Source organism: Leifsonia sp. 2TAF2 (assembly GCF_052115085.1).
Taxonomy (GTDB): domain Bacteria; phylum Actinomycetota; class Actinomycetes; order Actinomycetales; family Microbacteriaceae; genus Leifsonia.
In genome coordinates this window covers 867,623-891,292 of sequence record NZ_JBFRFY010000001.1, presented here as the reverse complement: position 1 = coordinate 891,292, position 23,670 = coordinate 867,623, and the positions used below count along the sequence as shown (strand labels likewise).

General features: G+C 70.2%; 20 protein-coding genes and 1 riboswitch. Of the genes, 10 read left to right on the top strand and 10 right to left on the bottom strand.

Annotated elements, in window-relative coordinates:
- Positions 1-10 precede the first annotated feature (10 nt).
- Positions 11-796: a DeoR/GlpR family DNA-binding transcription regulator gene (locus AB4Z18_RS04285; RefSeq protein ID WP_441781458.1), complete on the bottom strand. Its 786-nt coding sequence runs from the start codon at positions 794-796 to the stop codon at positions 11-13.
- Between the two features lie 81 nt (positions 797-877).
- Between AB4Z18_RS04285 and galT the strand changes: the two genes are divergently transcribed.
- From galT to AB4Z18_RS04270, 3 genes are all read left to right on the top strand, one after another.
- Complete coding sequence (gene galT, locus AB4Z18_RS04280) at positions 878-2,065, top strand: galactose-1-phosphate uridylyltransferase (protein ID WP_441781457.1); 1,188 nt, start codon at positions 878-880, stop codon at positions 2,063-2,065.
- Positions 2,062-3,222, top strand: a complete 1,161-nt coding sequence (gene galK, locus AB4Z18_RS04275; RefSeq protein ID WP_441781456.1) for a galactokinase — start codon at positions 2,062-2,064, stop codon at positions 3,220-3,222. The genes galT and galK overlap by 4 nt, the downstream gene beginning before the upstream one ends.
- Before the next feature lie 68 nt (positions 3,223-3,290).
- Positions 3,291-4,094: an MBL fold metallo-hydrolase gene (locus tag AB4Z18_RS04270; protein WP_441781455.1), complete on the top strand. Its 804-nt coding sequence runs from the start codon at positions 3,291-3,293 to the stop codon at positions 4,092-4,094.
- Between the two features lie 38 nt (positions 4,095-4,132).
- Here the strand turns inward: AB4Z18_RS04270 and AB4Z18_RS04265 are convergent, their stop codons facing one another.
- From AB4Z18_RS04265 to glyA, 3 genes are all read right to left on the bottom strand, one after another.
- The gene (locus tag AB4Z18_RS04265; protein WP_441781454.1) at positions 4,133-4,639 is read right to left on the bottom strand and encodes a YbaK/EbsC family protein; all 507 of its coding nucleotides are present in this window, start codon (positions 4,637-4,639) and stop codon (positions 4,133-4,135) included.
- A complete protein-coding gene (locus AB4Z18_RS04260; RefSeq protein WP_441781453.1) occupies positions 4,636-5,517 on the bottom strand; it encodes a bifunctional methylenetetrahydrofolate dehydrogenase/methenyltetrahydrofolate cyclohydrolase in 882 nt (293 codons plus the stop codon). Before AB4Z18_RS04260 ends, AB4Z18_RS04265 begins: the two co-directional genes overlap by 4 nt.
- 99 nt (positions 5,518-5,616) lie before the next feature.
- Positions 5,617-6,942 carry a serine hydroxymethyltransferase gene (gene glyA / locus AB4Z18_RS04255; RefSeq protein WP_441781452.1) on the bottom strand — a complete coding sequence of 442 codons (1,326 nt, stop codon included), beginning with the start codon at positions 6,940-6,942 and terminating at the stop codon, positions 5,617-5,619.
- A 33-nt stretch (positions 6,943-6,975) separates the two neighbouring features.
- A riboswitch (ZMP/ZTP riboswitch) is annotated at positions 6,976-7,073 on the bottom strand.
- Between the two features lie 131 nt (positions 7,074-7,204).
- On the opposite strand from glyA, the gene AB4Z18_RS04250 reads away from it, so the two are divergent.
- Entirely contained in the window at positions 7,205-8,767 is a 1,563-nt protein-coding gene (locus AB4Z18_RS04250; protein WP_441781451.1) for a beta-N-acetylhexosaminidase, read from the top strand.
- 21 nt (positions 8,768-8,788) lie between these two features.
- On the opposite strand, the gene AB4Z18_RS04245 is transcribed toward AB4Z18_RS04250, so the two are convergent.
- The 4 genes from AB4Z18_RS04245 to AB4Z18_RS04230 form a co-directional block, all read right to left on the bottom strand.
- Positions 8,789-10,033, bottom strand: coding sequence for a hypothetical protein (locus AB4Z18_RS04245; protein ID WP_441781450.1), 1,245 nt, complete (start codon positions 10,031-10,033; stop codon positions 8,789-8,791).
- A 178-nt stretch (positions 10,034-10,211) separates the two neighbouring features.
- Entirely contained in the window at positions 10,212-11,108 is an 897-nt protein-coding gene (locus tag AB4Z18_RS04240) for a carbohydrate ABC transporter permease (RefSeq protein WP_441781449.1), read from the bottom strand.
- Positions 11,105-12,061: a carbohydrate ABC transporter permease gene (locus tag AB4Z18_RS04235; RefSeq protein ID WP_441781448.1), complete on the bottom strand. Its 957-nt coding sequence runs from the start codon at positions 12,059-12,061 to the stop codon at positions 11,105-11,107. Before AB4Z18_RS04235 ends, AB4Z18_RS04240 begins: the two co-directional genes overlap by 4 nt.
- A gap of 5 nt (positions 12,062-12,066) precedes the next feature.
- Complete coding sequence (locus tag AB4Z18_RS04230; RefSeq protein WP_441781447.1) at positions 12,067-13,308, bottom strand: extracellular solute-binding protein; 1,242 nt, start codon at positions 13,306-13,308, stop codon at positions 12,067-12,069.
- Between the two features lie 359 nt (positions 13,309-13,667).
- Here AB4Z18_RS04230 and AB4Z18_RS04225 point away from each other — a divergent pair, with 359 nt between their 5' ends.
- From AB4Z18_RS04225 to nagA, 6 genes are all read left to right on the top strand, one after another.
- Positions 13,668-14,564, top strand: a complete 897-nt coding sequence (locus tag AB4Z18_RS04225; RefSeq protein WP_441782970.1) for an SIS domain-containing protein — start codon at positions 13,668-13,670, stop codon at positions 14,562-14,564.
- Between the two features lie 101 nt (positions 14,565-14,665).
- Positions 14,666-15,604: an ROK family protein gene (locus AB4Z18_RS04220; protein WP_441782969.1), complete on the top strand. Its 939-nt coding sequence runs from the start codon at positions 14,666-14,668 to the stop codon at positions 15,602-15,604.
- Positions 15,601-16,512: a 1-phosphofructokinase family hexose kinase gene (locus AB4Z18_RS04215; RefSeq protein WP_441781446.1), complete on the top strand. Its 912-nt coding sequence runs from the start codon at positions 15,601-15,603 to the stop codon at positions 16,510-16,512. The genes AB4Z18_RS04220 and AB4Z18_RS04215 overlap by 4 nt, the downstream gene beginning before the upstream one ends.
- 61 nt (positions 16,513-16,573) lie before the next feature.
- Entirely contained in the window at positions 16,574-17,434 is an 861-nt protein-coding gene (locus AB4Z18_RS04210; RefSeq protein WP_441781445.1) for a class II fructose-bisphosphate aldolase, read from the top strand.
- Positions 17,431-18,216, top strand: a complete 786-nt coding sequence (locus tag AB4Z18_RS04205; RefSeq protein ID WP_441781444.1) for a DeoR/GlpR family DNA-binding transcription regulator — start codon at positions 17,431-17,433, stop codon at positions 18,214-18,216. The genes AB4Z18_RS04210 and AB4Z18_RS04205 overlap by 4 nt, the downstream gene beginning before the upstream one ends.
- Entirely contained in the window at positions 18,213-19,376 is a 1,164-nt protein-coding gene (nagA, locus tag AB4Z18_RS04200) for an N-acetylglucosamine-6-phosphate deacetylase (protein WP_441781443.1), read from the top strand. The genes AB4Z18_RS04205 and nagA overlap by 4 nt, the downstream gene beginning before the upstream one ends.
- A gap of 73 nt (positions 19,377-19,449) precedes the next feature.
- Here nagA and AB4Z18_RS04195 read toward each other — a convergent pair whose 3' ends face one another.
- Both AB4Z18_RS04195 and AB4Z18_RS04190 read right to left on the bottom strand, forming a co-directional pair.
- Positions 19,450-21,132 (bottom strand): fucose isomerase, encoded by a 1,683-nt coding sequence (locus AB4Z18_RS04195; protein WP_441781442.1) that lies wholly within the window; start codon positions 21,130-21,132, stop codon positions 19,450-19,452.
- Positions 21,129-23,657 carry a GH116 family glycosyl-hydrolase gene (locus tag AB4Z18_RS04190; protein WP_441781441.1) on the bottom strand — a complete coding sequence of 843 codons (2,529 nt, stop codon included), beginning with the start codon at positions 23,655-23,657 and terminating at the stop codon, positions 21,129-21,131. The genes AB4Z18_RS04195 and AB4Z18_RS04190 overlap by 4 nt, the downstream gene beginning before the upstream one ends.
- Positions 23,658-23,670: the final 13 nt, after the last annotated feature.

Sequence of the window (23,670 nt, the reverse complement as noted above, 5' to 3'; positions counted from 1 at the left end):
AGGTTAGGCCTCAGGCGACGACCACCGGGAGTCCGGCTTCGCGGAGGGCGTCGACGGCGTCCCGCGGCGCCGACGCGCCCGTGATCAGCTCGGCTACCTCATCCACGGCGGCGATCCGGCCCAGGTGCGTCCGGCCGAGCTTCGTGCCGTCGGCGACAACCACGGCCCGCTCCGCCGAGCGCACCATGACCCGCTTGAGGTCGGCCTCCGGCAGGTTGACGTTGGTGATGCCGCCCGAGGGATGCACGCCCGTGCACCCGATGAACGCCACGTCGGCGTGCACCCGCTCCAGCAGGACGGCGGCGAGCGGCTCGACCAGTGAGTGCTGGAGCGGACGCAGCGTCCCTCCCGTCACGACGACCTCGAACCTCGGGATGGCGCGCTCCAGTTCGAGCGCGATGGTGAGGCCGTTGGTGATGACGGTGACCTGCTCCAGGTCGTCGCGCTCGACGAGAGCGCGCGCGATCGCGGCGGTCGTGGTGCCGACGTCGAGCAGGACGCTGCTGCCGGGCGCGACCATCGCCGCAGCGGCCTGCCCGATCCGGCGCTTCTCGTCGGCGGACGCCTCCAGGGCCTCTTCGAAGCTCGGCTCGCGCATCCCGGCTGTTCGCAGCATCGCCCCGCCATGCACCCGGCGGATGCTGTTCTCGCGGTCGAGCGCGTCGAGGTCGCTGCGGACCGTGACGTCGGAGACCTGGAACGCCTCACTGAGGTCGGCCACGCGCGCGAACCCCGATCGCCCGATCAGTTCGAGCATGCGTTCACGGCGGAGAGCCGCGGGCAGAGGTTCGCTCATATCCTCATGCTGGAGCGCTTCCGAATTCTTGTCAATACAGAAGCGATTGCGTATTCTGACTTTCGGAATCGAAAGGATCTGATGGCCGCGATCACGAAGCGTCCCACCCGTCTCTCCGACGGCCGGGACCTCATCTACTACGACGACGCCGACACGACGCTCGGCGCCGAGCGCAAGCCGGACCTGCGGGAGCCGTCGCCGCGCCCCGCGACCGCCACCATGCGGCAGGATCCCCTCACCGGCGAATGGGTCTCGATCGCGGCGGCCCGTCAGAACCGCGTGATGCTGCCGCCCGCCGAACTCGACCCGCTCGCGCCGGCCACCCCGTCCAATCCCTCCGAGATCCCCGACCTGTACGACGTCGCCGTGTTCGAGAACAAGTCACCGTCGTTCGGTCCGCTGCTCGAAGACGACAACGCCCCCGAGGGCACGGACGACCTGGCGCAGGTCGGGCTTGAGCGCACCCGCACCTCCGTCGGGCGGTGCGAGGTCGTCTGCTTCAGCCCCGCGACCGCCGGGGCGTTCGGCAGCCTCACCCCCTCCCGTGCCCGCACCGTGATCGAGGCCTGGGCCGACAGGACCACCGCGCTCTCCGCCCTCCCGGGCGTGCGCCAGGTTTTCCCGTTCGAGAACCGCGGCGAGGCCATCGGCGTGACGCTGCACCACCCGCACGGGCAGATCTACGCCTACCCGTACATCACGCCGCGGACCTCCGCCCTCATCCGCTCGCTCGACTCGTACGGGCCCACACTCTTCGCCGACATCCTGGAGCGGGAGCGCGCATCCGACCGCGTCGTGCTCGCGGGCGAGCACTGGACGGCGTTCGTGCCGTTCGCCGCGCGCTGGCCCATCGAGATCCACGTCCTGCCGCACCGGCACGTCGCCGACCTCGCCGAGACGAACGATGCGGAGCGCGACGAGCTCGCCACCTTCTACCTGCGGGTGCTGCGCGGGGTGGATGCGCTGTACGACTCCCCCACGCCCTACATCGCCGCCTGGCATCAGGCGCCGGTCGGCGTCCGCCGCGACGAGATCCGCCTGATGCTGCAGTTGACCTCGCCCCGGCGCGGCGCGGATAAGCTGAAGTTCCTGGCCGGCTCCGAGGCCGCCATGGGCGCGTGGGTCGGCGACATCCCGCCGGAGCAGGCTGCCGCAGCCCTCCGCGAGGCCGTCGCCAGGGCCGACCGGGACGACCCGGTCGGCGAGCTGCCCGTCGCGGTGTCGGGACTCGTCACCGCCCCCACCACAGACCGAGAGGCTGACCGATGACCGACCTGCGCACCGGCGTCCGCGACGACTTCGCCGAGGTGTTCGGCCACGAGCCCGACGGCGTCTGGTCGGCGCCCGGACGCGTCAACCTGATCGGCGAGCACACGGACTACAACCTCGGCTTCGTCCTGCCCTTCGCCATCAACCGGCGCACCGTCGCGGCCGTCGGCGCTCGGGACGATCGGGTCATCCGGGTCGGCAGCACCTTCGCCGACGAGTTGGTGGAGGTGCCGCTCGACGGCCTCCGGTCCGATGACCTCAGCGGCTGGTCGGCGTATCCGCTGGGTGTCGCCTGGGCTCTGAGCGAGTTCGGCGCCGACCTCGGCGCCGTGCCGGGCGTCGACATCCTCATCGACTCGAACGTACCCGTCGGCGCAGGCCTGTCCTCGTCGGCCGCCATCGAGAGCGCCGTGGCGGTCGCCCTCAACGAGCTCTGGCGGCTCGGACTCGACCGTCGCACGCTCGCCCGCGTCGGCCAGCGCGCCGAGAACGTCGCCGTCGGTGCGCCGACCGGGATCATGGACCAGTCCGCCTCCCTTCTCGGCGAGGCCGACGCTGCCGTCTTCCTCGACTGCCGCTCGCTCGACTCCGAGGTCGTGCCGCTGGGGCTCGAAGCCGCCGGCCTCGAGATCCTCATCATCGACACAGGCGTGGAGCACTCTCACGCGACGGGCGGGTACGCCGACCGCCGCGCATCCTGCGAGAAGGGCGCCCGCATCCTCGGCGTCGAAGCGCTCCGGGATGTCTCGGTCGCCGACCTCGATCGGGCGCGCGACCTGCTCGACGACGTGACGTTCCGGCGCGTCCGCCACATCGTCACCGAGGACCAGCGGGTGCTCGACACGGTTCGCACGCTGCGGGAGCAGGGACCGGCGGCGATCGGCGACCTGCTGGACGCCTCCCACGTGTCCATGCGCGACGACTTCGAGATCTCCGTCCCCGAGCTCGACCTCGCCGTCGAGACGGCACAGGCGAACGGCGCGATCGGCGCCCGGATGACCGGCGGCGGCTTCGGAGGCTCGGCGATCGCTCTCGTCCCCGCCGACGCGCTGAGCCGGGTGCAGGTGGCCCTCGACGGCGCATTCGCCGAGCACGGGTTCGGGGCGCCGGACGTCTTCACGGTCCGGGCGTCGGAGGGCGCGCGCCGCGAGAGCTGAACGGGGCCGCAGCGGGCCTCGCCGAATCGTTCACCCGCCGGTTACCGGCACGCGGCAGACTGTGACGCGTGAATGGACAGCGCGTGAACGACCCGGTCATCGAATGGCTGGATGCGGACACCGTCCAGGTGCGGCAGCCGAAGGCATCGCACTGGGAGGCGCCCTTCCTGTACCTGCTGTTCGGGCGGGAACGGGCGCTCCTCATCGACACCGGCGCGACGGCCGATGAGGCGGTGTTCCCGCTGCGCGCGACAGTGGAGGGGCTGATCGCCGACTGGCTGCGCCGCAACCCCGTGGTGTTCACCCGGCCCTATCCCCTGGTGGTGGCGCACTCGCACGCGCACGGCGACCACATCGCCGGGGACCCGCTGCTGCGGGACCGGCCGGGCACGACGGTCGTCGGGACGAGTCCGGCCGAAGTCATCGGGTTCTTCGGCTTCCGCGCGTGGCCGGACGAGTCGGTCGCTTTCGACCTGGGTCGCCGGGTCATCGACGTGATCGGCGGGCCCGGCCACGAGCCGTCCGCTGTGGTCTTCTTCGACCGGCGGACGGGCATCCTGTTCACCGGCGACACGGTGCTGCCCGCACGCCTGTACGTGCGCGACCTCGCCCAGTTCCGGGCGACCATCGACCGGCTCATCCGCTTCCGCGACGACCCACCCGCGCCGGTGCGCGAGCTGCGCGGCGCGCACATCGAAATGTCGACGACGGGCTTCGACTACCCGGCGGGCACCGTCGACCAGCCGGATGAGGCGCCCCTCCCCCTGCGACCCGGGATCCTCGATCGGGTGCGCTCAGCGCTCGACGACCTACGGGGCGAGCCGGGCGAGCGCGTCGAGCGCAAGCGCTTCGTCGTCGTGCTCGACCGCTAGGGGTCGACCGCTAGGAGTCGGCCGCTAGGGCTCGGCCGCTAGGGCTCGACGGGAGTGGGCTCCCCGCCGGTGAGGCGGACGAGCTCGTCGAAGGTCGTCGGGAAGACAGTGTGGGCGTGGCCGGCGGCCGCCCAGACTTCCGGGTAGGCGGCGAGCGCCACATCCACCACCGTGCGGAGCGGCGCAGGATGCCCGACCGGCGCGACGCCGCCGATGGTCTGGCCGGTCGCCGCCTTCACCGTCTCGGCGTCGGCACGGCGGATCCGACCGCCCAGACGTTCACCGAGGAACGCGGTGTCCACCCGGTGGGCGCCGGAGGTCATGACGAGAAGCGGCTCGCCGTCGAGCGTGAAGACGAGGGAGTTCGCGATCGCGCCGACCTCGATGCCCAGTTCGGCCGCGGCTGCGGCAGCCGTGGGGGTCGCCGTCTCGAACCAGCGCACGCGCGGTTCGACTCCGGCCGCCAGCAGGGCCGCCTCCACGCGCTCGACGGCAGGATGCGTCCGCTCCGCCGATGCTGCCCGCTCGTCCGCCGCTCCACTCACCGCAGTCCCCTCTCCGCCGCCTCGACCACATTCTGCAGCAGCAGGGCCCTGGTCATCGGGCCGACGCCGCCAGGGTTGGGCGAGATCCACGACGCCACCTCAGCGACCTCGGGCGCCACATCCCCGGCGACGACGCTCTTGCCGGTGACCGGATCCTCGATGCGGCTGACGCCCACGTCAACGACGACCGCGCCCGGCTTCACCTGGTCCGCAGTCACCAGCCCGGCGACCCCGGCGGCGGCGATGATGATGTCGGCCCGGCGCAGGTGCGCGTCGAGGTCGCGCGTGCCGGTGTGCGTGAGGGTGACGGTGGCGTTGAACTCGCGGCGGGTGAGCAGGGCGCCGATCGAACGGCCCACGGTGACGCCGCGCCCGACGACCACCACATCCGTGCCGCGGATGTCGATGTCGTGCCGCAGCAGCAGCTCGATGACACCCCGCGGCGTGCAGGGCAGCGGCGAGGTGATCGGGCGGTTCGCGTTGAGCACGAGCCGGCCGAGGTTCGTCGGGTGGAGCCCGTCCGCATCCTTCGCCGGGTCCACCAGCTCCAGGATGGCGTCGGTGTCGAGGTGCCGGGGCAGGGGCAGCTGGACGATGAAGCCGGTGCAGTCCGGGTCCTCGTTGAGCTCCTCCACCGCTCCCTCGAGCTCGGTCTGGGAGATGTCGGCGGGCAGGTCGCGGCGGAGGGAGGCGATGCCCACCTCGGCGCAGTCGCGGTGCTTGCCCGCGACGTACCACTGCGAGGCGGGGTCGTCGCCGACGAGGATGGTTCCGAGCCCGGGGACGACGCCGCGCTCACGCAGTGCGCTGACCCGCTCCTTCAGCTCCGCCTTGATCTCGACGGCGGTCGCCTTCCCGTCCAGAATCCGTGCCGTCACGTTCGCACCTTCCGCAGAACGACGCCGCCAGCTCCTGAGTTTTTCGCCTCGAACGGCGTGAATCGCCCGAAAAACTCAGGAGCTGTTGGCTTGGGGATGCTAGATCGAGGAGGGGAGCTCGACGGGGAAGCCCTGCTGGCCGGAGGCGGTCAGGCCGGGGTAGAGCGGGAACGCGGCGGTCAGGGCGTCCACCCGGGCGCGCAGGGCCCGGGTGTCGGCGCCAGGACGCAGCGCGAGCGCGATGATGTCGGCCACCTCGGTGAACTCGGTGTCGCCGAAGCCGCGCGTCGCGAGCGCCGGGGTGCCGATGCGCAGGCCCGAGGTCACCATCGGCGGGCGCGGGTCGAACGGCACGGCGTTGCGGTTCACCGTGATGCCGACCTCGTGCAGCACGTCCTCCGCCTGCTGGCCGTCGAGCTCCGACGTGCGGAGGTCGGCCAGCACCAAGTGCACGTCGGTGCCGCCGGTGAGCACATCCACGCCGGCCGCCCGGGAGTCCTCGGCGGTCAGTCGCTCGGCGAGGAGCTGCGCGCCACGGATGGTTCGCTCCTGGCGGTCCTTGAACTCCTCCGTCGCCGCCAGCTTGAACGCCGTCGCCTTCGCGGCGATCACGTGCATGAGCGGTCCGCCCTGCTGGCCGGGGAACACGTTCGAGTTGAGCTTCTTCGCAAGCTCCATGTCGCGGCTCACGATGAAACCGGAGCGCGGGCCGCCGATCGTCTTGTGTACGGTCGAGCTGACGACGTCGGCGTACGGCACCGGCGACGGGTGCAGGCCCGCGGCGACGAGACCGGCGAAGTGGGCCATGTCGACCCAGAGCTTGGCGCCGACCTCGTCCGCGATCTCGCGGAAGGCGGCGAAGTCGAGCTGGCGCGGGTAGGCCGACCAGCCCGCGATGATGACCTGCGGCTTGTGCTCGAGGGCCTTGTCGCGCACGACGTTCATGTCGACGAGGAAGGTCTCCGGGTCGACGCCGTACGACACGGCGTTGTAGAGCTTGCCCGAGAAGTTGAGCTTCATGCCGTGGGTGAGGTGGCCGCCGTGCGACAGCTCCAGGCCCAGGATGGTGTCGCCGGGCGTCGCGATGGCGGAGAGCACTGCGGCGTTCGCGGACGCACCGGAGTGCGGCTGCACGTTCGCGTACTCGGCGCCGAAGAGGGCCTTCGCCCGGTCGATCGCCAGCTGCTCGGCGATGTCGACGTACTCGCAGCCGCCGTAGTAGCGACGGCCGGGGTAGCCCTCCGCGTACTTGTTGGTGAGCACCGAGCCGACCGCTTCGAGCACGGCACGCGGCACGAAGTTCTCGGAGGCGATCATCTCGAGGTAGTCGCGCTGGCGACCGAGCTCGAGCTGCAGTACCTCCGCGATCTCGGGGTCGACTTCCGCCAGGGGGGCGGTGAAGGTCGAGGGGAGGGTATCGGTCATTGCCGGCTCCTTCGTACAGGGATGGACCAATTGCGTAGCGACCCAGGCGCGCGGCCGCATCCATCCGTGTTTTCGAGGTACCGTGTCGCTCCCCGATGGTGACCATCTGAGCGCCAGTCGCGACGTGGGCAAGCATAGCAAAGGCCGCACTGCGCGGAACCCTTGCCGATAAGTTAGGACCCCTGCAATACTCACTGTGGCCGACCTACGGGGCGGGCGGGTGCCGGCCGTTCCGCACCCCTGACGACTGAGGAGCCCCAGCGTGGTCGTGCCCCGTCCTGTCCGCGTCGAATCGCATGACGCGTCGCCGTTCGTCCTCAGCCCGTCCGGGCGTATCAGCATCGCCGGTCCTGGAGCGGATGCCGTGGCCCGCCTCCTCCGCGCCGAGCTCGCCGCCGATTGCGGTCGCGCGCCGACCATCGTGGACGAGCCGCCCGAGTTCGGCGACATCGCCATCGTGATCGCGCCGGGCGAGGGTCCCCACGAGGACGGCTCGGACAGCGAGGAGGGCTACACCCTGGAGGTCTCCGCCGAGGGCGTCCGCATCGGCGCGGCGACCGAAGCGGGCGCGTTCTGGGGCGTGCAGACGCTCCGCCAACTGCTGCCCGCCGCCTGTGACGGCGAGGCGCTCAGCATCGATCCCGTCCGCATCCACGATCACCCGCGCTTCGCATACCGAGGGGCGATGCTGGATGTCGCCCGGCACTTCTTCACGCCTGACGAGGTGAAGCGGTTCGTGGATGCGATCGTGCTGCTCAAGGTGAACCATCTGCACCTGCACCTGACGGACGACCAGGGCTGGCGCATCCACATCGAGTCGTGGCCAGAACTCACGCGCATCGGCGGCTCGACCGGCAGCGACGGCAGCCGCGGCGGCTTCTACTCGCAGGACGAGTTCCGCGACATCGTCGCGTACGCGGCCGAACGGCACGTCACCGTCGTGCCCGAGATCGACATGCCCGGGCACACGAATGCGGCACTCGCGTCGTACGCGGAACTCAACGCCGACGGCGTGGCGCCCGCGCTCTACACGGGCTCGGACGTCGGGTTCAGCACCCTCCGGACCGGGGACGAGCTCACGGAGCGCTTCGTCCGCGACGTCGTGCGCGAAGTCTCCGCCTTCACCCCCGGCCCGTTCCTGCACCTCGGCGGCGACGAGTGCCTGAGCACGCCGCCCGCTGACTTCATCGCGTTCGTGGAGGATGCCGCCGCCGTCATCGAGGAGAACGGCAAGACGCCGGTCGGCTGGCACGAGGTCGGGAAGGCCGGCCGGTTGCCTGCAGGCACAATCGGCCAGTACTGGGACTTCACCACCCCGCGCGGCCGTGCCGCCGAGCTCGCCCTGACGTTCGTGCGGGGCGGGGGTTCGCTGATCATGTCGCCGTCCGACGTCTCCTACCTCGACATCGTGTACGAGGAGGGCGACCCGATCGGGCAGGACTGGACGGGCGGTCCGACCACCCTGCGAAGCTCGTTGGTCTGGGACCCGGCCCGCATCGTCCCCGGGGTGGGCGATGCGCACATCCTGGGCGTCGAGGCCCCACTGTGGACCGAGACGGTCGCCACCATCGAGCAGGTGGAGGAGATGGTGTTCCCGCGGCTCGCCGCCATCGCTGAGATCGGGTGGTCACCGGCCCCTGCGGACACCGAGCCGGTGGAGGCGGCCCGTGACCTGGACGAGTTCGCCGAGCGCCTCGCCCGCCTGGCGGAGCACTGGGATGCGGCGGGCACCCAGTACCGGAGCGCGGTGGAGCTCAGGGCAGCGCGGAGCGGTGCCGCGACCCCAGCGCCGAGGGAGCCTGCGACCGAGGTACAGACGGTATGAAAGGTCGACGCCGAGCCCGGCTCACGGGTACCCGATGAACCACAGCAGCACGATCGCGACCGGCTGAAGTGCCACGCAGGTGATCAGCGCCGCTTTACGCGCGCGCCGGTTGCGCGTCAGCCCACGGGCGCCCGCCAGCGGCGACAGCGGCAGCAGCAGCCGGAACGTGCTCTGCTGCGGCAGGAACACGGCGAACAGATACAGCCCGTAGCTCACCGCGTAGGCGACCATCTCCGTCCCGAGCGCACGGACCGACGGCCGCGTGACCACCCAGGTGAAGCCCGCGACGATTGCGATCACGATGAGCGCCCCGAGGATGCTGAGGTACCGCCAGCTGAGCAGGAACCACGGCGTGAGCGGGATGAACGCCACGTTGCCGATGAACCCGGTCCACCACGACAGCTCGGTGCTGAGGTAGGCGTCGCCCGTGCCCGTCACCGCTGCGGCGATGATCGGCCAGGAGAGCCCCGCCAGGGCTAGGATCCCGCCCGTCACGATGATGGCGATCCGCTCCCGGGGGAGGAACCCGTCGCCGCCCCGCCGCGATTGAACGGTACGGACGATGAACACGATCGCGAGTGCCAGCGGCAATGCGAGCTCCCCCGGCCGGGTGAAGGCGGCGGCCACGCCGAAGGGCAGCATGAGCCAGTGCCGGCGCTGAATCATCATCAGCAGCGCGGCGAACATCAGAAAGAAGAACAGGCTCTCGGCGTAGGCGATCTGCAGGACGAACGAGAGCGGCCCGAAGCAGAAGAACGCGGTCGCCCAGAAGGCACTGGAGACGCCGGCCCGCGCTGCGACCAGCCGGAACAGCACGACGCTCGCCGCCGCTCCGAAGGCCATCGCCACCGCGAAGCCGGCCGGATAGAAGCTCATCCCGGTCAGCAGCATCACGACCCGCACGATCATCGGGTACAGCGGAAGGAAGGCCCACGGGTTCTGCTGCACCGAGCCGTCGCTGTCGAGCGGCAGCGAGGTCGGGTAGCCCTGCTCGACGATCTGGCTGTAGTAGGCGCCGTCCCAGGATCCCGAGAACGTGAAGAATGTCGGGTTCATGCTGGGGCTCGCGAAGTCCCAGTGCCCGAGCGTCGCAGCGAGGAACATCGCCAGCATCAGCATCGTGGTCAGCACCCGCGAGACCGCGTACAGGATGAGCACGGCGGCCCACCAGGGCACCTCGCGCCCGGCGAAGCGGAGTCTGCGCGGTACGCCGAGGGGGGCTCCCGTGATCTCCGGTCGCCTGGTGCTGGTGGTGCCCGCTGTCATCGTCCCGTCCGGTAGCCGTCCATGAATCGCCTTTCGGATGGTACCGCCGACGAACGGCCCCGGGCAGCGGTTGACTCGGGCCTGAGAATGTCCTCATCCGGCGGGAGGCGACCGCATCGCGCCACACGAGCGGCGCCTCCCGCCTGGCCCTTACTCGAGAAGCTTCCAGACCGAGGGGCTACTTCACGCTGCCGGCGGTGAGGCCACCGACCAGCCGCTTCTCGATGAGCATGAACAGGATCACGACGGGGATCACCGCGACCACCGACACCGCGAACACGTACTGCCAGGCCGCGTCGTACTGCCCGACGAACTTGGTGAGCGCCACCGACAGCGGCTGGTTCGCATCCGTCGAGAGGATCACCAGGCTCGCCGCGAACTCGTTCCACGACGCCACGAACGTGTAGATGATCGCCGTGACGATCCCCGGCCAGACCAGCGGCAGCTGGACGCGGAACAGGACCGTCCACTTGCCCGCACCATCCAGCTGTGCCGCCTCGTCGACCTCCTTCGGCACACCGGCGAAGAAGCTGTGCATGATCCAGATCGCGAACGCGAGGTTGAACGCCGCGTTCACGAGGATCATCGCGAGCCAGGTGTCGTTGATTCCGAGCGCCACCATCTCCTTGAAGAGGCCTGTGGCGAGCACGGTCGGCTGCAGCATCTGCGTGACGATCACGAGGAACAGGAAGATCCCTCGGCCCGGGAAGCGGAACCGCGCGGTGTAGTACGCGGCCGGCACGCACACCAGCAGCACCAGCGCCGTCGCGAACACGGAGATCACGATCGTCGAGATGAGGTTGTACGGCAGAGGGGTCTCCGGCGTCGACCACATCGTGAGGTAGTTCTCGGGATGCCACTGCTCGGGCAGGTAGGTCGGCGGCACCGCGAGGATGTTGTTCCTGCTCTTGAACGAGCCGACCAGCATGATCAGGTACGGCGCGATGAAGACCAGGGCGATGACGAGCCCTGCGAGCATCTTCCCGGCGGTGCGCCAGGTGAACGCGGACTCGCGGGGGCGGCGGCTGCGCGCTTTCGGCGCTCCAGCGATCAGAGTCGGGGCCGGCGCGGTCACGAGACCTCCTTCATCGGCTTGACGACCCACAGGTAGATGCCCACGACCACGAGCACGATCAGGAAGTTGATCACGCTGAGCGCGCTGGAGAGGTCGATGCGCTGCTCGTTCTGCAGCAGCTTGAACACGTACGTGGTGGTGGTGTCGGCCTTGTAGCCGGGGATCGACCCCGTCATGAGTTTCAGGATGGGGAGCGAGTTGAACACGTTGATGATGTTGATCAGCGCAGCCAGTGCGATGGCGTTGCGCAGGTTCGGCAGCGTCACGCTGAAGTAGGAGCGGGTGGCGCTGGCCCCATCCATTTTCGCCGCCTCGAGCATGTCGCCCGGGATGCCGGCGAGCCCGGCCAGGATTGTGTAGGTCGTGAACGGCAGGGAGACGAACACGGCGATCCCGATGGACGAGATGAACGCCGGGATGGGCTCCTTGGTGAAGCCGAACGGCTCGGCGAGCACGTGGATGTCGACCAGGAACTTGTTGATGATGCCGTAGAACGGGTCGAGCCCGTACACGAAGACGGTCGTGGTCATCACGACGCTGGCGGCCCACGGGACGATGATCGCCATCCGTACCCAGCGCCGGCCCGGGAAGTTGCGGTTCAGGAACTGCGCCAGGGCGAGCGACACCACGACGGTGATCACGACGACCGAGACCACCCAGACGAGCGTGTTCAGCAGGATGCCCGGAAGCTCCGGGCGGGAGAGCACCGTGAGGTAGTTCTTCAGGCCGACCGATCCGTGGTCGACGCCGGCGAGCGAGATCTTCCGGGTGGAGTTGTAGATCATGTAGCCGGCCGGGAACAGCACGACTCCGAAGATCAGGATGAGGGCGGGCAGCGTCCACGGCACGGCGTGCCAGAGGTCGGACGATCCGCCGCGGGGCTTGGGGGACGCCCCGCCGCGGGGACGGCCGGTGGCCGCCCCCGCGCGGGTCGCTTCAGTGGTGCTGGTCATCCGGACTACTGGCCGTCGGCCTTCGCCTGGATGGACTTCAGCAGCTCTTCGGGGTTCGCACCCTGACCGAGCTGACCGATCTGGCTCTGGATGGCGCCCTGCGCGGCCGACCAGTTCGGGTTGGTGGACGGGTAGAACTTCGCGTTCGGCAGCAGGTCGAGGAAGGGCTTGATGGTCTCATCCGAGCCCATCACGTCGGCGCCCGACTTGGTGGTGGGCAGGAAGCCCTCCGCCTTGACCCACTTGGTGTAGACGTCCTTCGAGTAGAAGTAGTCGAGGAACTTCTTGATCGAGGCGGTCTTGTCCGTCTTGTTCTTGAAGGCCATCAGGTGGTCCGCCACGCCCAGCGTGAACGCCGAGCCGTCCTTGGTGGGGATCGGCGCGATGCCGTACTGCAGCGACGGGTTCTTGTCCTTGAGCTGTCCGACTGTCGGCGGGAGGCCCACCTGCATGCCGAGCTGGCCCTGGATGAAGACGTTCAGCAGCGGTGTGCGGTTCGTCGAACCCGGGTTCGGCTGGGTGTAGCCCTGGTCGATGATCTTCTTCATCTCCGTGGCGCCTGCGACGTTCTCAGTGGAGTCGATCGTCAGCTTCTTGGCGTCGCCGTAGCCGCCGCCTGCTCCGTAGAACCAGAGGGCGGTCTCGGCCTGGGCCTCCTCGCTTCCGAGCGGCATGCCGTAGGGGGTGACGCCGGCCGCCTTGAGCTTGGCAGCGTCCTCCTCGAACTCGGCCCAGGTTTTCGGCGGGGCCGAGATGCCGGCCTTGCTGAAGTCGTCCTTGTTGTAGAACAGCGCGCGGGCCGAGGCGATGAACGGCAGGCCGTACTGGGTGCCGTCGATGCTCGCGTTCTTCTTGAAGGCGTCCTGGAAGTCGTTCAGCGTGGCCGAGGAGACGATGTCCTTGGCCGGGTAGAGCAGGTCGTCGGCGGCGAAGCCGGCGAACGCGTCGATGTTCAGGATGTCCGGCTGCTTCTGAGCCTGGATGCGCGTCTTGATGACGTTGTTGATGTCGGTCCAGGATTCGACGTCGAGGTTGACCTTGATGTCGCTGTTCTTGGCCTCGAAGTCCTTGATGATCTGCTGCCACTCGGACTTGGTGTTGTCCGAGTAGCTCGCGACCATCAGGTCGAGGGACTGCGCGCCGCCGGACGAGCCCCCGGACCCGCCGCTGAAGCCGCAGGAGGCGAGCGTCGTGGTGGCTAGAGCCGCGGTCGCAATCGCAGCACCCCACCGCAGTGACTTCTTCATTGACTTCCTCACTTCTTGGAAAGAACACGAACCGTCACTGCTGATGGTGCCCTGCGCGACGATGCGTAGCTGTTGATGCTTAGTGATTTGTTTCGTGAAGAAACAAGCACTTGCACTCATTGGATGTTCGAAATCATGGCGCGTCCGTCTCCCCGCGTCAAGGAGCGGGCGGAAGATCGTTACATGGGGTTTACACGGGAGGCTGCTGGCTCCGCCTCCTGGGTCGTAAACGATTGAACATGATCACTAGACAGAGCGATCGATCATCAGCGATCATTGAGCCCAGAGATGCGCGCACTCAGCCGCGAAGAGCAGAACAGGAGCGATCAGTGACGCACGCACCCACCGCCGGAGCCCACATGGAGGCCGAGCTGCGGTCGCAGCCGCAGACCTGGGCGACCGCCGCGGACCTGCGCGAGGAGCAGTCCCTGCTGCCCGCCGCCGGTGAGCGCATCGCCGTCGTCGGCTGCGGCACCTCGTGGTTCATGGCGCAATCGTATGCGGCGCTCCGCGAGAGTGCGGGCCACGGGGTCACCGACGCCTTCGCCGCTTCCGAGGCGTTCGTGGACCGCGGTGCATTTCTTGCCAGGAACTATGGTGCGGTCGTCGCGATCACCCGCTCGGGCACCACGACTGAAGTGCTCGAACTGCTCGATGCGATGCGGACTTCCGGCAACAGCGCGCGGACGATCGGCATCGTCGGCGACCCGGAGACGCCGCTGGTCGACCTGGTCGACACGGCCATCCGCCTGCCGTTCGCCGACGAGCAGTCGGTGGTGCAGACCCGCTTCGCGACGACGGCGCTCGCGCTCATCCGCGCCTCCCTCGGCCATGACCTCTCCCCCGCCATCGACCAGGCGGCCGCCGCCATCGAGGAGGAACTCGACGACGAGTTGATCGCCGCCGAGCAGTACGCCTTCCTCGGCGCCGGATGGACGGTCGGCCTCGCGCACGAGGCGGCGCTCAAGATGCGCGAGGCCTCGCAGTCATGGACCGAGTCGTACCCGGCCAAGGAGTACCGGCACGGACCGATCGCGATCGCGGCCCCGGGCCGCGTGACCTGGATGCTCGGCGAAGCGCCCGCTGGACTCGCCGGCGACCTCGCGGTCACCGGTGCGCGCTTCGAGGACCGCCCCATCGACGGGATGGCCGACCTGGTCCGCGCGCAGCGGGTGGCGCTGGCGCGTGCCCGCCGTGCGGGCCTCGACCCGGACAGCCCGCGCAACCTGACCCGATCGGTCATCCTCCCCTCGTGAAGCCGGACCCCGTGAGCGCAGACCCCGTGAACCCAGACCCCGTGAACGCCGACGTGGCGCACCCGTCACCGGCCGCCGCCCCGCTGGGGGCAGGCGAGCCGGTGCTGGCGTTCGACGTCGGTGGGACCGACACCAAGGCGGCGCTGGTCGATGCCGAGGGTCGGCTGGCGAGCGTGGTGCGCATCCCCACGCCGCATGCCGGGGCGGCCACGGGCGAAGCGGTCGTGTCCGCACTCGGTGAGCTGGCCGCGCGATTCCGCGCGAAGCACCCGGAGATCGTGCCGGGGGCCGCAGGCCTGCTGGTTCCCGGTCACGTGGATGACGACGCCGGCATCGGCATCTTCGCCGAGAACCTGGGTTGGCACGATTTCCCGTTCCGCGACCGCGCGACAGACGTGCTCGGGATCCCCGTCTCGTTCAGCCACGACGTGCGCGGCGCGGGCGAGGCGGAGCACCGGCTCGGTGCGGCGGCGCCCTACCGGGACGTCGTCGTGATGGTGATCGGCACCGGCATCGCCGGGGCGATCTTCCTCGACGGTCACCTCTACGCGGGAGGCGGCCTGGCCGGCGAGATGGGACACTCCCGGGTCGCCGACGGACCGCTCTGCGCGTGCGGCGGGATCGGCTGCCTCGAGGCGGTCGCGTCGGCTGCGGCGATCGCCCGTCGCTACAACGCCGCGACCGGAGCCGACCTGCCCGGGGCGCGCGAGGTGCTCGCCCGGGCGAAGGACGGTGATCCGATCGCCGCGCAGGTCTGGGACTCGGCGCTCGACGCGCTGGCGCTCGACCTCTCGCACACCGTCGCGCTGCTCGCACCGGAGGCCGTGGTCATCGGCGGCGGACTGGCGCAGGCCGGCCCCGCACTGTTCGAACCGCTCGCCGAGAAGCTGGACCGCATCCTCACCTTCCACCGGCGGCCCGCGCTGCTGCCGGCGAGCATCGGTGAGAACGCAGGCGTGATCGGGGCGGCGCTGCGAGCGCGCGATCTGCTCGCGCTGACCGCATCCACTCGGGTGATGGATGCGGAGGCCGCGACATGATTCTCACCGTCACGCCGAACCCGGCTCTCGACCTCACCTATCGCGTCCCCGCGCTGCTGCCGGGCGAGACGCATCGCGCCGCTCCCCCGGCCATGCGCGCCGGGGGCAAGGGGCTCAACGTCGCGCGGGTCATCGCGCAGACCGGCGGGCATGCGTTCGCGCTGACCACGGCGGGCGGCCCAGCGGGTCTGCGGCTGGCCGACGAACTGGAGTCCGCTGGGCTGCCGTCCGAACTCGTCCCGGTCGAGGCGGAGACCCGGAGCAGCGTCGCGATCGTCGACGCGACCACCGGCGAGACGACGGTGATCAACGAGACCGGGCATGCGCTCACCGCTGCAGAGTGGACCGCGCTGGACGACGCCGTCGCCCGGCTCGTCGTGCCCGCGGCGTGCGTCGCCGGCTCGGGAAGTCTGCCCGCGGATGCGCCAGACGACTTCTACGCGCGGCTCGTGGCCGCCGCCGAAGCACGCGGACTGCCCAGCGTCATCGACGCCGTCGGAGCGGCGCTCGTTCTCGCGGCCGAGGCCGGGGCCTCCGTCGTGAAACCCAACCGTCGCGAACTCGCTGAGACCACCGGAAACGACGACCCCGTCGAGGGTGCCCGCGTCCTCCTCGACCTCGGCGCAGGGCTCGTTCTCGTGTCGCTCGGCGCCGAGGGGATGCTCGCCGTTCCGCGCTCGGGCGAGCCCCTGCACGCACGGCTGCCCGAGCCGCTGACCGGCAACGCCACCGGGGCAGGGGATGCCGCCGTCGCGGCGGTCGCCTCCCTGCTCGCCGAGGGGATCGACGACCCCGGCACCCTGCTGCGCCGGGCCACGGCGTGGTCGGCCGCCGCCGTACTCGCGCCGCTCGCGGGCGAACTCGATCCGTCTTACCCGGAGTTCGAGGCACGCCTCGTGACCGGCTGAACCCATCCCGCCACCGTCCACCGCATCCATCGCACCCATCGCACCCGCCGGAGCCGCCGTCATGCCTCTCGTTCCCACCGCCGACCTGCTGCACGCGGCCGTCGGCCGCCGCACCGGGCTCGCCGCCTTCAACGTCATCCAGCTGGAGACCGCCGAGGCGCTCGTTGACGCTGCCGAAGTCACCGGCCTCCCCGTCATCCTGCAGATCTCGCAGAACTGCGTCGCCTACCACGGCTCGCTCGAGCCCATCGCCGCGGCGACGCTCGCCCTCGCCCGCGAGTCGAGCGCGCACGTCGCCGTGCACCTCGACCACGCCGAGGACGAGCAGCTGGCCCGGCGGGCTGTCGAATCCGGCTTCGGCTCGGTGATGTTCGATGGATCGAGACTCGACTACGAGCACAACGTCGCCGCGACCGTGCGCGTGGTCGAGCACGCGCATGCCAATGACGTGCTGGTGGAGGCAGAGTTGGGCGAGATCGGCGGCAAGGACGGCGCCCACGCGCCCGGGGTGCGGACGGACCCCGAGGAAGCCCGGCGCTTCGTCGAGGAAACCGGGGTGGATGCGCTCGCGGTCGCCGTCGGCAGCTCCCACGCCATGACGGAACGCAGCGCCGAGCTCGACCTCGACCTGATCGCCCGGCTGCGACACGCCGTACCGGTTCCGCTCGTCCTGCACGGGTCGAGCGGCGTCGCGGATGAGACGATCATCGCGGCGATCCGCGCAGGGATCACCAAGGTCAACGTCTCCACCCACCTCAACCGGTTCTTCACCGAAAGCGTCCGGGAGTACCTGGCCGCGCATCCCGAGGCGGTGGACCCGCGGAAGTACGTGCGGGAGGGGCGGACCGCGGTGACGCGGGAGGCGGCTCGACTGATGATCCTGTTCGACGTGGCAGGCGGAACGGAAGCGGGACAGCGATGAACAGAGCGGAGCGCCTCAACGCCGTGCTCGACCTCCTGGCGGAGGCCGGAACGGTCGAGGTCGACGACATCGTCGCCAAGCTGGATGTCTCCGCCGCGACCGCGCGGCGCGACCTCGACGCCCTCGCCTCCCAGCAGCTGCTCACCCGGACCCGCGGCGGGGCGATCGGCCAGTCCGTCGCCTACGACCTGCCCATCAGGTACAAGCGCGAGCAGCGCGCGCCCGAGAAGCTGCGGATCGCGCAGGCGGCGAGCGCGCTCGTGCCGCGAGGCGCGGTCGTCGGCCTCTGCGGGGGGACGACGAGCACCGCGGTCGCCACCGTGCTGGGATCGCGCCCGGACCTGATGGAGCCGTCGCCGCATCCCAGCCTCACCGTCGTCACCAACGCGATCAACATCGCCGCGCAACTCGTGATGCGCCCGCAGATCAAGACGGTGATGACCGGCGGCGTCGTGCACGCCCGCTCGTACGAGCTCGTCGGCCCGTACAGCGATGTGGTGCTGGAGAAGATCACCATGGACATCGCCTTCATCGGCGTCAACGGCATCGACCCCATCGTCGGCGCCACCGTCCACGACGAGGGCGAGGCGAGCGTCAACTCGCTGATGGCCCGCCGCGCGACCCGGGCCGTGGTCGTCGCGGACTCGACCAAGATCGGCCGCAAGGCCTTCGCGACCCTGGGCGGCCCGAAGGTGCTGACGACGCTCATCACGGACGACGGGATCACCGCCGAGCAGCGGGCCGCGTTCGTGGAGCAGGGCATCGAGGTGATCGTCGCGTGAGCGGCGGCCACGTCATCCACTCGGCACGGCTGGTCGACGGCGGGACGATCGTCGACGACGGCTGGGTGCGGTTCGAGGGCGACCGGGTCGCGGCTGTCGGTACGGGCGGGGGCTGGCGGGAGGCGGGTGCTGACGCAGACGCCGACTCGTCGACGGATGCGGCGGGCGCCTGGCTGACCCCCGGCTTCATCGACATCCACGTGCACGGCGGAGGCGGCGCGAGCTTCGACGACGGCGGCGAGGCCATCGCGCGCGCGCTCGACCTGAACCGGCGGCACGGAACCACCCGGACGGTGATCTCTCTGGTGACCGCTCCGGTGGAGGACCTGGCCGAGCGACTGCGGGAGGTGGCCCGTCTCACGGCGGTCGACCCGCGCATCCTGGGCTCGCACCTGGAGGGGCCGTTCCTCGACGTCGGTCACAAGGGCGCGCACGATCCGTCGCTGCTGCGCCCGCCCACCCCGGCGGACGTCGGGCTGCTGCTGGACGCCGCCGACGGAACCCTGCGGCAGATCACCATCGCGCCCGAACTTCCCGGTGCGATGGATGCGGTGCGCGCGTTCTCCGCAGCGGGCGTCGCGGTCGCGGTCGGGCACACCGACGCGGACTACGACCAGACGCTGGCGGCGTTCGACGCCGGGGCGAGCATCCTCACCCACGCCTTCAACGCGATGCCGGGGCTGCACCACCGGGCGCCCGGACCGGTCGCCGCAGCCGCGCGGACGCCCGGCGTGACCCTGGAGATCGTCAACGACGGCGTCCATGTGCACCCGGAGATGGTGCGGATCGCGTTCGCCTCAGCGCCCGGACGGCTGGCCCTGGTGACGGATGCGATGGCCGCAGCCGGCGCCGCCGACGGAGACTACCTGCTCGGGTCGCTGGAGGTGGAGGTGCGCGACGGCGTCGCCCGGCTGGCCGGCGGCGGCTCGATCGCGGGCTCGACCCTGACGCTGGACGACGCGCTCCGGCGCGCGGTGCTCGACGTCGGCATCCCCGTCGACGACGCCGTGCGCGCGCTCACCGAGACGCCCGCCGCCGCGATCGGCCGCGGCTCCGACCTCGGCCGGCTGCAGCCCGGCTACGCTGCCGACGCCGTCCTGCTCGACGCCGACTTCCGCGTCCGCCAGGTCTGGAGCGCGGGCACGCCCGTCCTCCCGTGATCTAGTGGTCGCAACACGCCGTCAGCGGGGGCCGAGTGACGGCGTGTTGCGACCACTCGATCGCAGGATCCGGTCAGACGGCAGCCTCGGCGCCGACGGGAACGCGGCTGTCGGCGGCGTCGACCGTCACGTCGCCGCACAGGTGCACGTTCACGCCCAGCTCGGCGAAGAACGCCGCCTTCGCGCGCAGCGCCCGATCGGCGGCCTCCGCATCCGGAGCGTAGGCGACCTGCGCGTGGTTGGCCTTGTGCCGGGCCATCAGCTGGTCGCGGCTGACCCCGTGCAGCACCGCGTGCATGATCGGCCACTGCGGGTCCGTCGCGTCCAGCCGGCGCTGCGTCTCCTCCTCCGGGAGCTCGACCACATGACCGCGACCGAGGTCGACGTGCAGTTCGCCGTCCATGATGAACACGCGCGACCAGACGATCTCCCCGGGCTTGGAGACGCCGCTCAGCGTTCCGCCGCCGAGGGGGAAGAACATGGGAGGCTGCCGCATGCTGTAGCTCTTGTCGTAGCCGCCGTTGTGGGAGGCCGGCACGGAACCTGAGATCTCGAACACCCAGACGAACTCGCCGTCGAACTCCTCGCCCCAGCGGATGTCGTGCAGGGTCGTCGCCGGGTCGAATCCCATCGCGGTCCAGATGCGGTTGGTGACCAGCGCGTCCACCGCGACGCCTTCATCCACCTCGTTGAAGTGCGGCAGCGGCGCACCGGCGTAAAGCTCGCGCGCGCCGTCGCGGCTGAGCACCGGCGGGCGCTCGACGTTGTTGAGCAGCCCCTCCGCCAGGTCACTGGCCGGGACGGTGTCCTTCAGTCCCTGCTGATACTGGATGCCGACCGCATCCAATCCGAAGTCGTCGCTGATGCGCACGGCCGCGATGTACATCTTGAACTGGCTGAGCACCTGCGCCTCGGTCAGCTCGGTCGCCTCATCCGTCCCGAAGTGGAACGTGAACCCGCGGTCGTCGAGCCAGCCGCGCACGGCGAGGGCCTCCTCGTCGGTCACCCGGTTCATCTCGGCGACGAGCGCACTCTGCGAGAGGCGCTCCTTGTAGATGCCGAGCGGGTTCAGGAGTTCGTCGTCGATGATCGCGTTGTACATGCCCATGCAGCCCTCGTCGAACACGCCGACGATGGCCTTCTCGTCGGCGAGCTGCCGCGCGAGCGCCGCCCCGAGGGCGACCTCCGGGTCCTCCGGGTCGAGAGCGGGCAGGTCGCGGACGTGCGACTGGTCGTGCTCCACGTGCCCGGTCTCCAGCCACGCCCGCAGGCCGTCGCGGGCCCAGTCATCGGTGAAATCGGGACTCCAGAGGGCCGAGTACTCGACGCCTGCCTTCGTCATGCTGCCGGTGAGGTTCAGAAGGCCGACGAGTCCAGGGAACTCCCCCGACCAGTTCGCGACGACGAGGATCGGCCCGCGGTGCGTTCGCAGCCCGGCGAGCACGTGGTGGCTGTACTGCCACACGGCGTCGACCACCACGAGCGGTGCGGTCGGCGGGATGTTCTTGAACACCTCGATCCCGGCACGCTGACTGTCGATGAATCCGTGCCCCTTGGCGGCGTCGAAGGAGTGCCCGCGCTCCACCGACCAGCCGAGCGACTCGACCGCGCCGGCGAAGTCCCGCTCCAGCTGCTCCTGCGTCGGCCAGCACTTGATGTTGGCGCTCGGCCGCAGATCGCCGCTCGCGACGGTGTAGACGGTGCGGGGGCGCGCCTCCGGCCGGGAGAGCGGCTGAGGCAGCGAGTAGGTGCTCATGGGCGTGTTCCTCCGATGTGTTGTTGTGGTTCGTAGGCCGGGACGAGCTCGAGCACGTCACCCGGACGCAAGTGGATGTGCGATGCGCCGAAGCGGGCCCCGTCGGGGTGGTCGAAGCGGAGCTCGTCCGCGTCGATCCGCCCGCCGTGGACGAGGAGCCGGGCGACTCCGTCGCGAAAGGTCAGCTCGCCCCAGCCGCTGCCGGTGGTGACGATGGTGCGCAGCTCGCCGTCGCGGAAGGCCGCGGGCCGGGGGCTCAGCGACAGCGTCCGTTCGACCGCATCCGCTTGCACGCCCGTCAGTGCGAGCAGCACGCCCCAGCTGGCGAGGGAGCGTGCGTAGTGGTTGCCGCACTCGACCTCATTCCAGGGGTTGCGACGGATGCCGTCATGGCGGAATCGGACGGCTCGCACGATCTCGAGGCCCTCGTCGACGAACCCCTCGAAGATGAGATGGGCGGCGACCTGGTACTCGATCCCCGTCCAGACCTCATCGGAGTACACGAACGGAATGCGCGGGCGGCCGCCGCGCGGCCAGGAGCACAGCACCAGGCCGGACTCGTCGTCCAGCGCGTAGGTGCGCTGCGCGCTGCGGTGCCCGGTCAGCTCACGCCGGAAGTTGTGCGCGTGCACGGCCTTCACCGCACTTCGGACATGATCCGGCGGCAGGATGTGCCCCAGACCGGCGAGGTGGGCGACGCTCTGGCCGAACAGCTGGTCGCTCAGGCAGCCGGTCCCGTACTGGTAGCGGCGCTCGTCCACATCGTCGAGTCGCTGCTCGTAGTACTCGCCGTTGAACAGGAGCGCGTCCATCCGCTCTGCTCCGCGCGCCGCGGCCTCCCGGAACCGGGTCGCGGTCTCGCGGTCGCCAACATGCTCGGCCATGGCGGCCGCCGCCGTGAGCGCGGCGAAGAACATGGAGTTGGCGAGGGAGTTGGGGCCGTAGAACTCGATGTCGTAGGTGTTGTGCTGGCGGCTGTCCAGGACGCCGTCGCCGTCCGCATCCCACTCGGTGAACGCGAACTCGACCGCACGGCGCGCGGCCGGCCACAGCTCGAGGAGGAACTCGTCGTCGCCGCTGTACCGCCATTCCCGGTACAGCCGGACGACCGCCCCCAGCTGGCCGTCGACGGCGGGATGGAAGTCCCACGGTTCGTTGCCGAACACGCTGTTGGCGCGGAAGTTCATCCTGCCGTCCTCGCGCGTCTCGTGCAGGAACTCCGTGCGCCGGGCGCTGCGTTCGAGCTCCGGGAAGAGCTGGGCGAGCGTCTGCGCGTAATTCCACACGTGCGTGCACGTGCCCTCGCAGCTTCCGGAGTGGTCGAAGCTGCCCTCCCACGCGGCAAAGACCCCACCCTCCAGGCGGAAGCATGTGGTGCTGCGGGCGGCGACCAGCGTCGAGGTGACGGCGTCGACAACCTCGGGCGGGAGCGTGCCGTCGAAGAGCACGTCGTGGAATGTGCGGGTCGCAGCTTCCAGCTCCGGAAGCCGGTCGACCAGGTGACGCGCCGCGTCCCACGCGCTCTCGAACAGAGTCGCGTAGTGGTTGCGGACGGTCTCGCCGGCGTTACCGTTGTCGAGGTTGATGTTGCCTTGCCAAGCGCGGTGCCGGTTCGGGAAGTGCCAGGCCAGCTCGAACTCGAAGTCACGGCTCTCGCCCGGTGCGAGCGTGTGGACGATCCCGAGAGAGCCGACCCGCAGGCGAGCGAACCAGTCCGGATAGGGCGGCTCGTCGATGCTGAACGCCGTCTCCGGCTCGAGCAGGCCGTCAGCACTGAAGTCGTCCCAGAAGACCTGGACGCCGTCCTGCCAGAAGCCGGACAGCCACTGGGGCTTCACCGTCACCGAGGTGTCCGCCGTCGTGAGGGCGACGGTGCCGGCGAGCGGGTCACGGGCGGGAAGGTCGCTGCTGCAGCGAAGGCCGCGGAGTGTTCCGTCGTCGGCGTAGTCGATCCGGGGTTCGCCCCTGAACTCGGGGAAGTGGAAGACGTTCCAGCCGGTGATCCCGACAGGGTTGGCGAGCGAGCCGGCGATCGTTACGTCGACCGGTGCGGTGGTCGGGTTGGTGACGGTGTAGCGGAGGACGGCGGCGGGGATGCCGGAGGCATCCGCATCCAAGGGCACAAGGGGGGTGAAGGCGGTCAGCCGGACGTCGACGGGCAGTTCGTCGTCGTCGAAGTCGACCGTGGCGATCGGATACTCGCCACGCAGCCGGCTTCCGGCGAGGCGCGGAAGGCCGGCGAGGCGGCCGGCGTCGTAGCCCTGGTCGCCCTCGTGCGGCCCGGGCAGCCGGCCCTCTAGGATGCGGGTGACCCGCTCCCCGCCCGTTGCGGTGTGGATGGCGAAGAACGTGAACGGCAGCACCGTGCCCTTGTCTGGCCCGTTGACCAGCTCCCAGTCGCGGAGTTCGCCGCGGGCTCCGAGCGAGACGTTGCCGGTGCCAATCCCGCCGAGCGGGAAGGCGGCGACCCGCGCCTCGGGGCCGAGCTCGCGGGACGCGCGAGGCGGTGCTGCGTTCGTCGTCATCGACGCTCCTCGT

Bases quoted from the DNA above. Each gene is read 5' to 3' on its own strand.
- AB4Z18_RS04285 (WP_441781458.1), bottom strand. From the start codon at position 796: ATGAGCGAACCTCTGCCCGCGGCTCTCCGCCGTGAACGCATGCTCGAA.
- galT (WP_441781457.1), top strand. From the start codon at position 878: ATGGCCGCGATCACGAAGCGTCCCACCCGTCTCTCCGACGGCCGGGAC.
- galK (WP_441781456.1), top strand. From the start codon at position 2,062: ATGACCGACCTGCGCACCGGCGTCCGCGACGACTTCGCCGAGGTGTTC.
- glyA (WP_441781452.1), bottom strand. From the start codon at position 6,942: ATGACCGATACCCTCCCCTCGACCTTCACCGCCCCCCTGGCGGAAGTC.
- AB4Z18_RS04245 (WP_441781450.1), bottom strand. From the start codon at position 10,033: ATGACAGCGGGCACCACCAGCACCAGGCGACCGGAGATCACGGGAGCC.
- AB4Z18_RS04235 (WP_441781448.1), bottom strand. From the start codon at position 12,061: ATGACCAGCACCACTGAAGCGACCCGCGCGGGGGCGGCCACCGGCCGT.
- AB4Z18_RS04230 (WP_441781447.1), bottom strand. From the start codon at position 13,308: ATGAAGAAGTCACTGCGGTGGGGTGCTGCGATTGCGACCGCGGCTCTA.
- AB4Z18_RS04225 (WP_441782970.1), top strand. From the start codon at position 13,668: ATGGAGGCCGAGCTGCGGTCGCAGCCGCAGACCTGGGCGACCGCCGCG.
- AB4Z18_RS04215 (WP_441781446.1), top strand. From the start codon at position 15,601: ATGATTCTCACCGTCACGCCGAACCCGGCTCTCGACCTCACCTATCGC.
- AB4Z18_RS04210 (WP_441781445.1), top strand. From the start codon at position 16,574: ATGCCTCTCGTTCCCACCGCCGACCTGCTGCACGCGGCCGTCGGCCGC.
- AB4Z18_RS04205 (WP_441781444.1), top strand. From the start codon at position 17,431: ATGAACAGAGCGGAGCGCCTCAACGCCGTGCTCGACCTCCTGGCGGAG.
- AB4Z18_RS04195 (WP_441781442.1), bottom strand. From the start codon at position 21,132: ATGAGCACCTACTCGCTGCCTCAGCCGCTCTCCCGGCCGGAGGCGCGC.
- AB4Z18_RS04190 (WP_441781441.1), bottom strand. From the start codon at position 23,657: ATGACGACGAACGCAGCACCGCCTCGCGCGTCCCGCGAGCTCGGCCCC.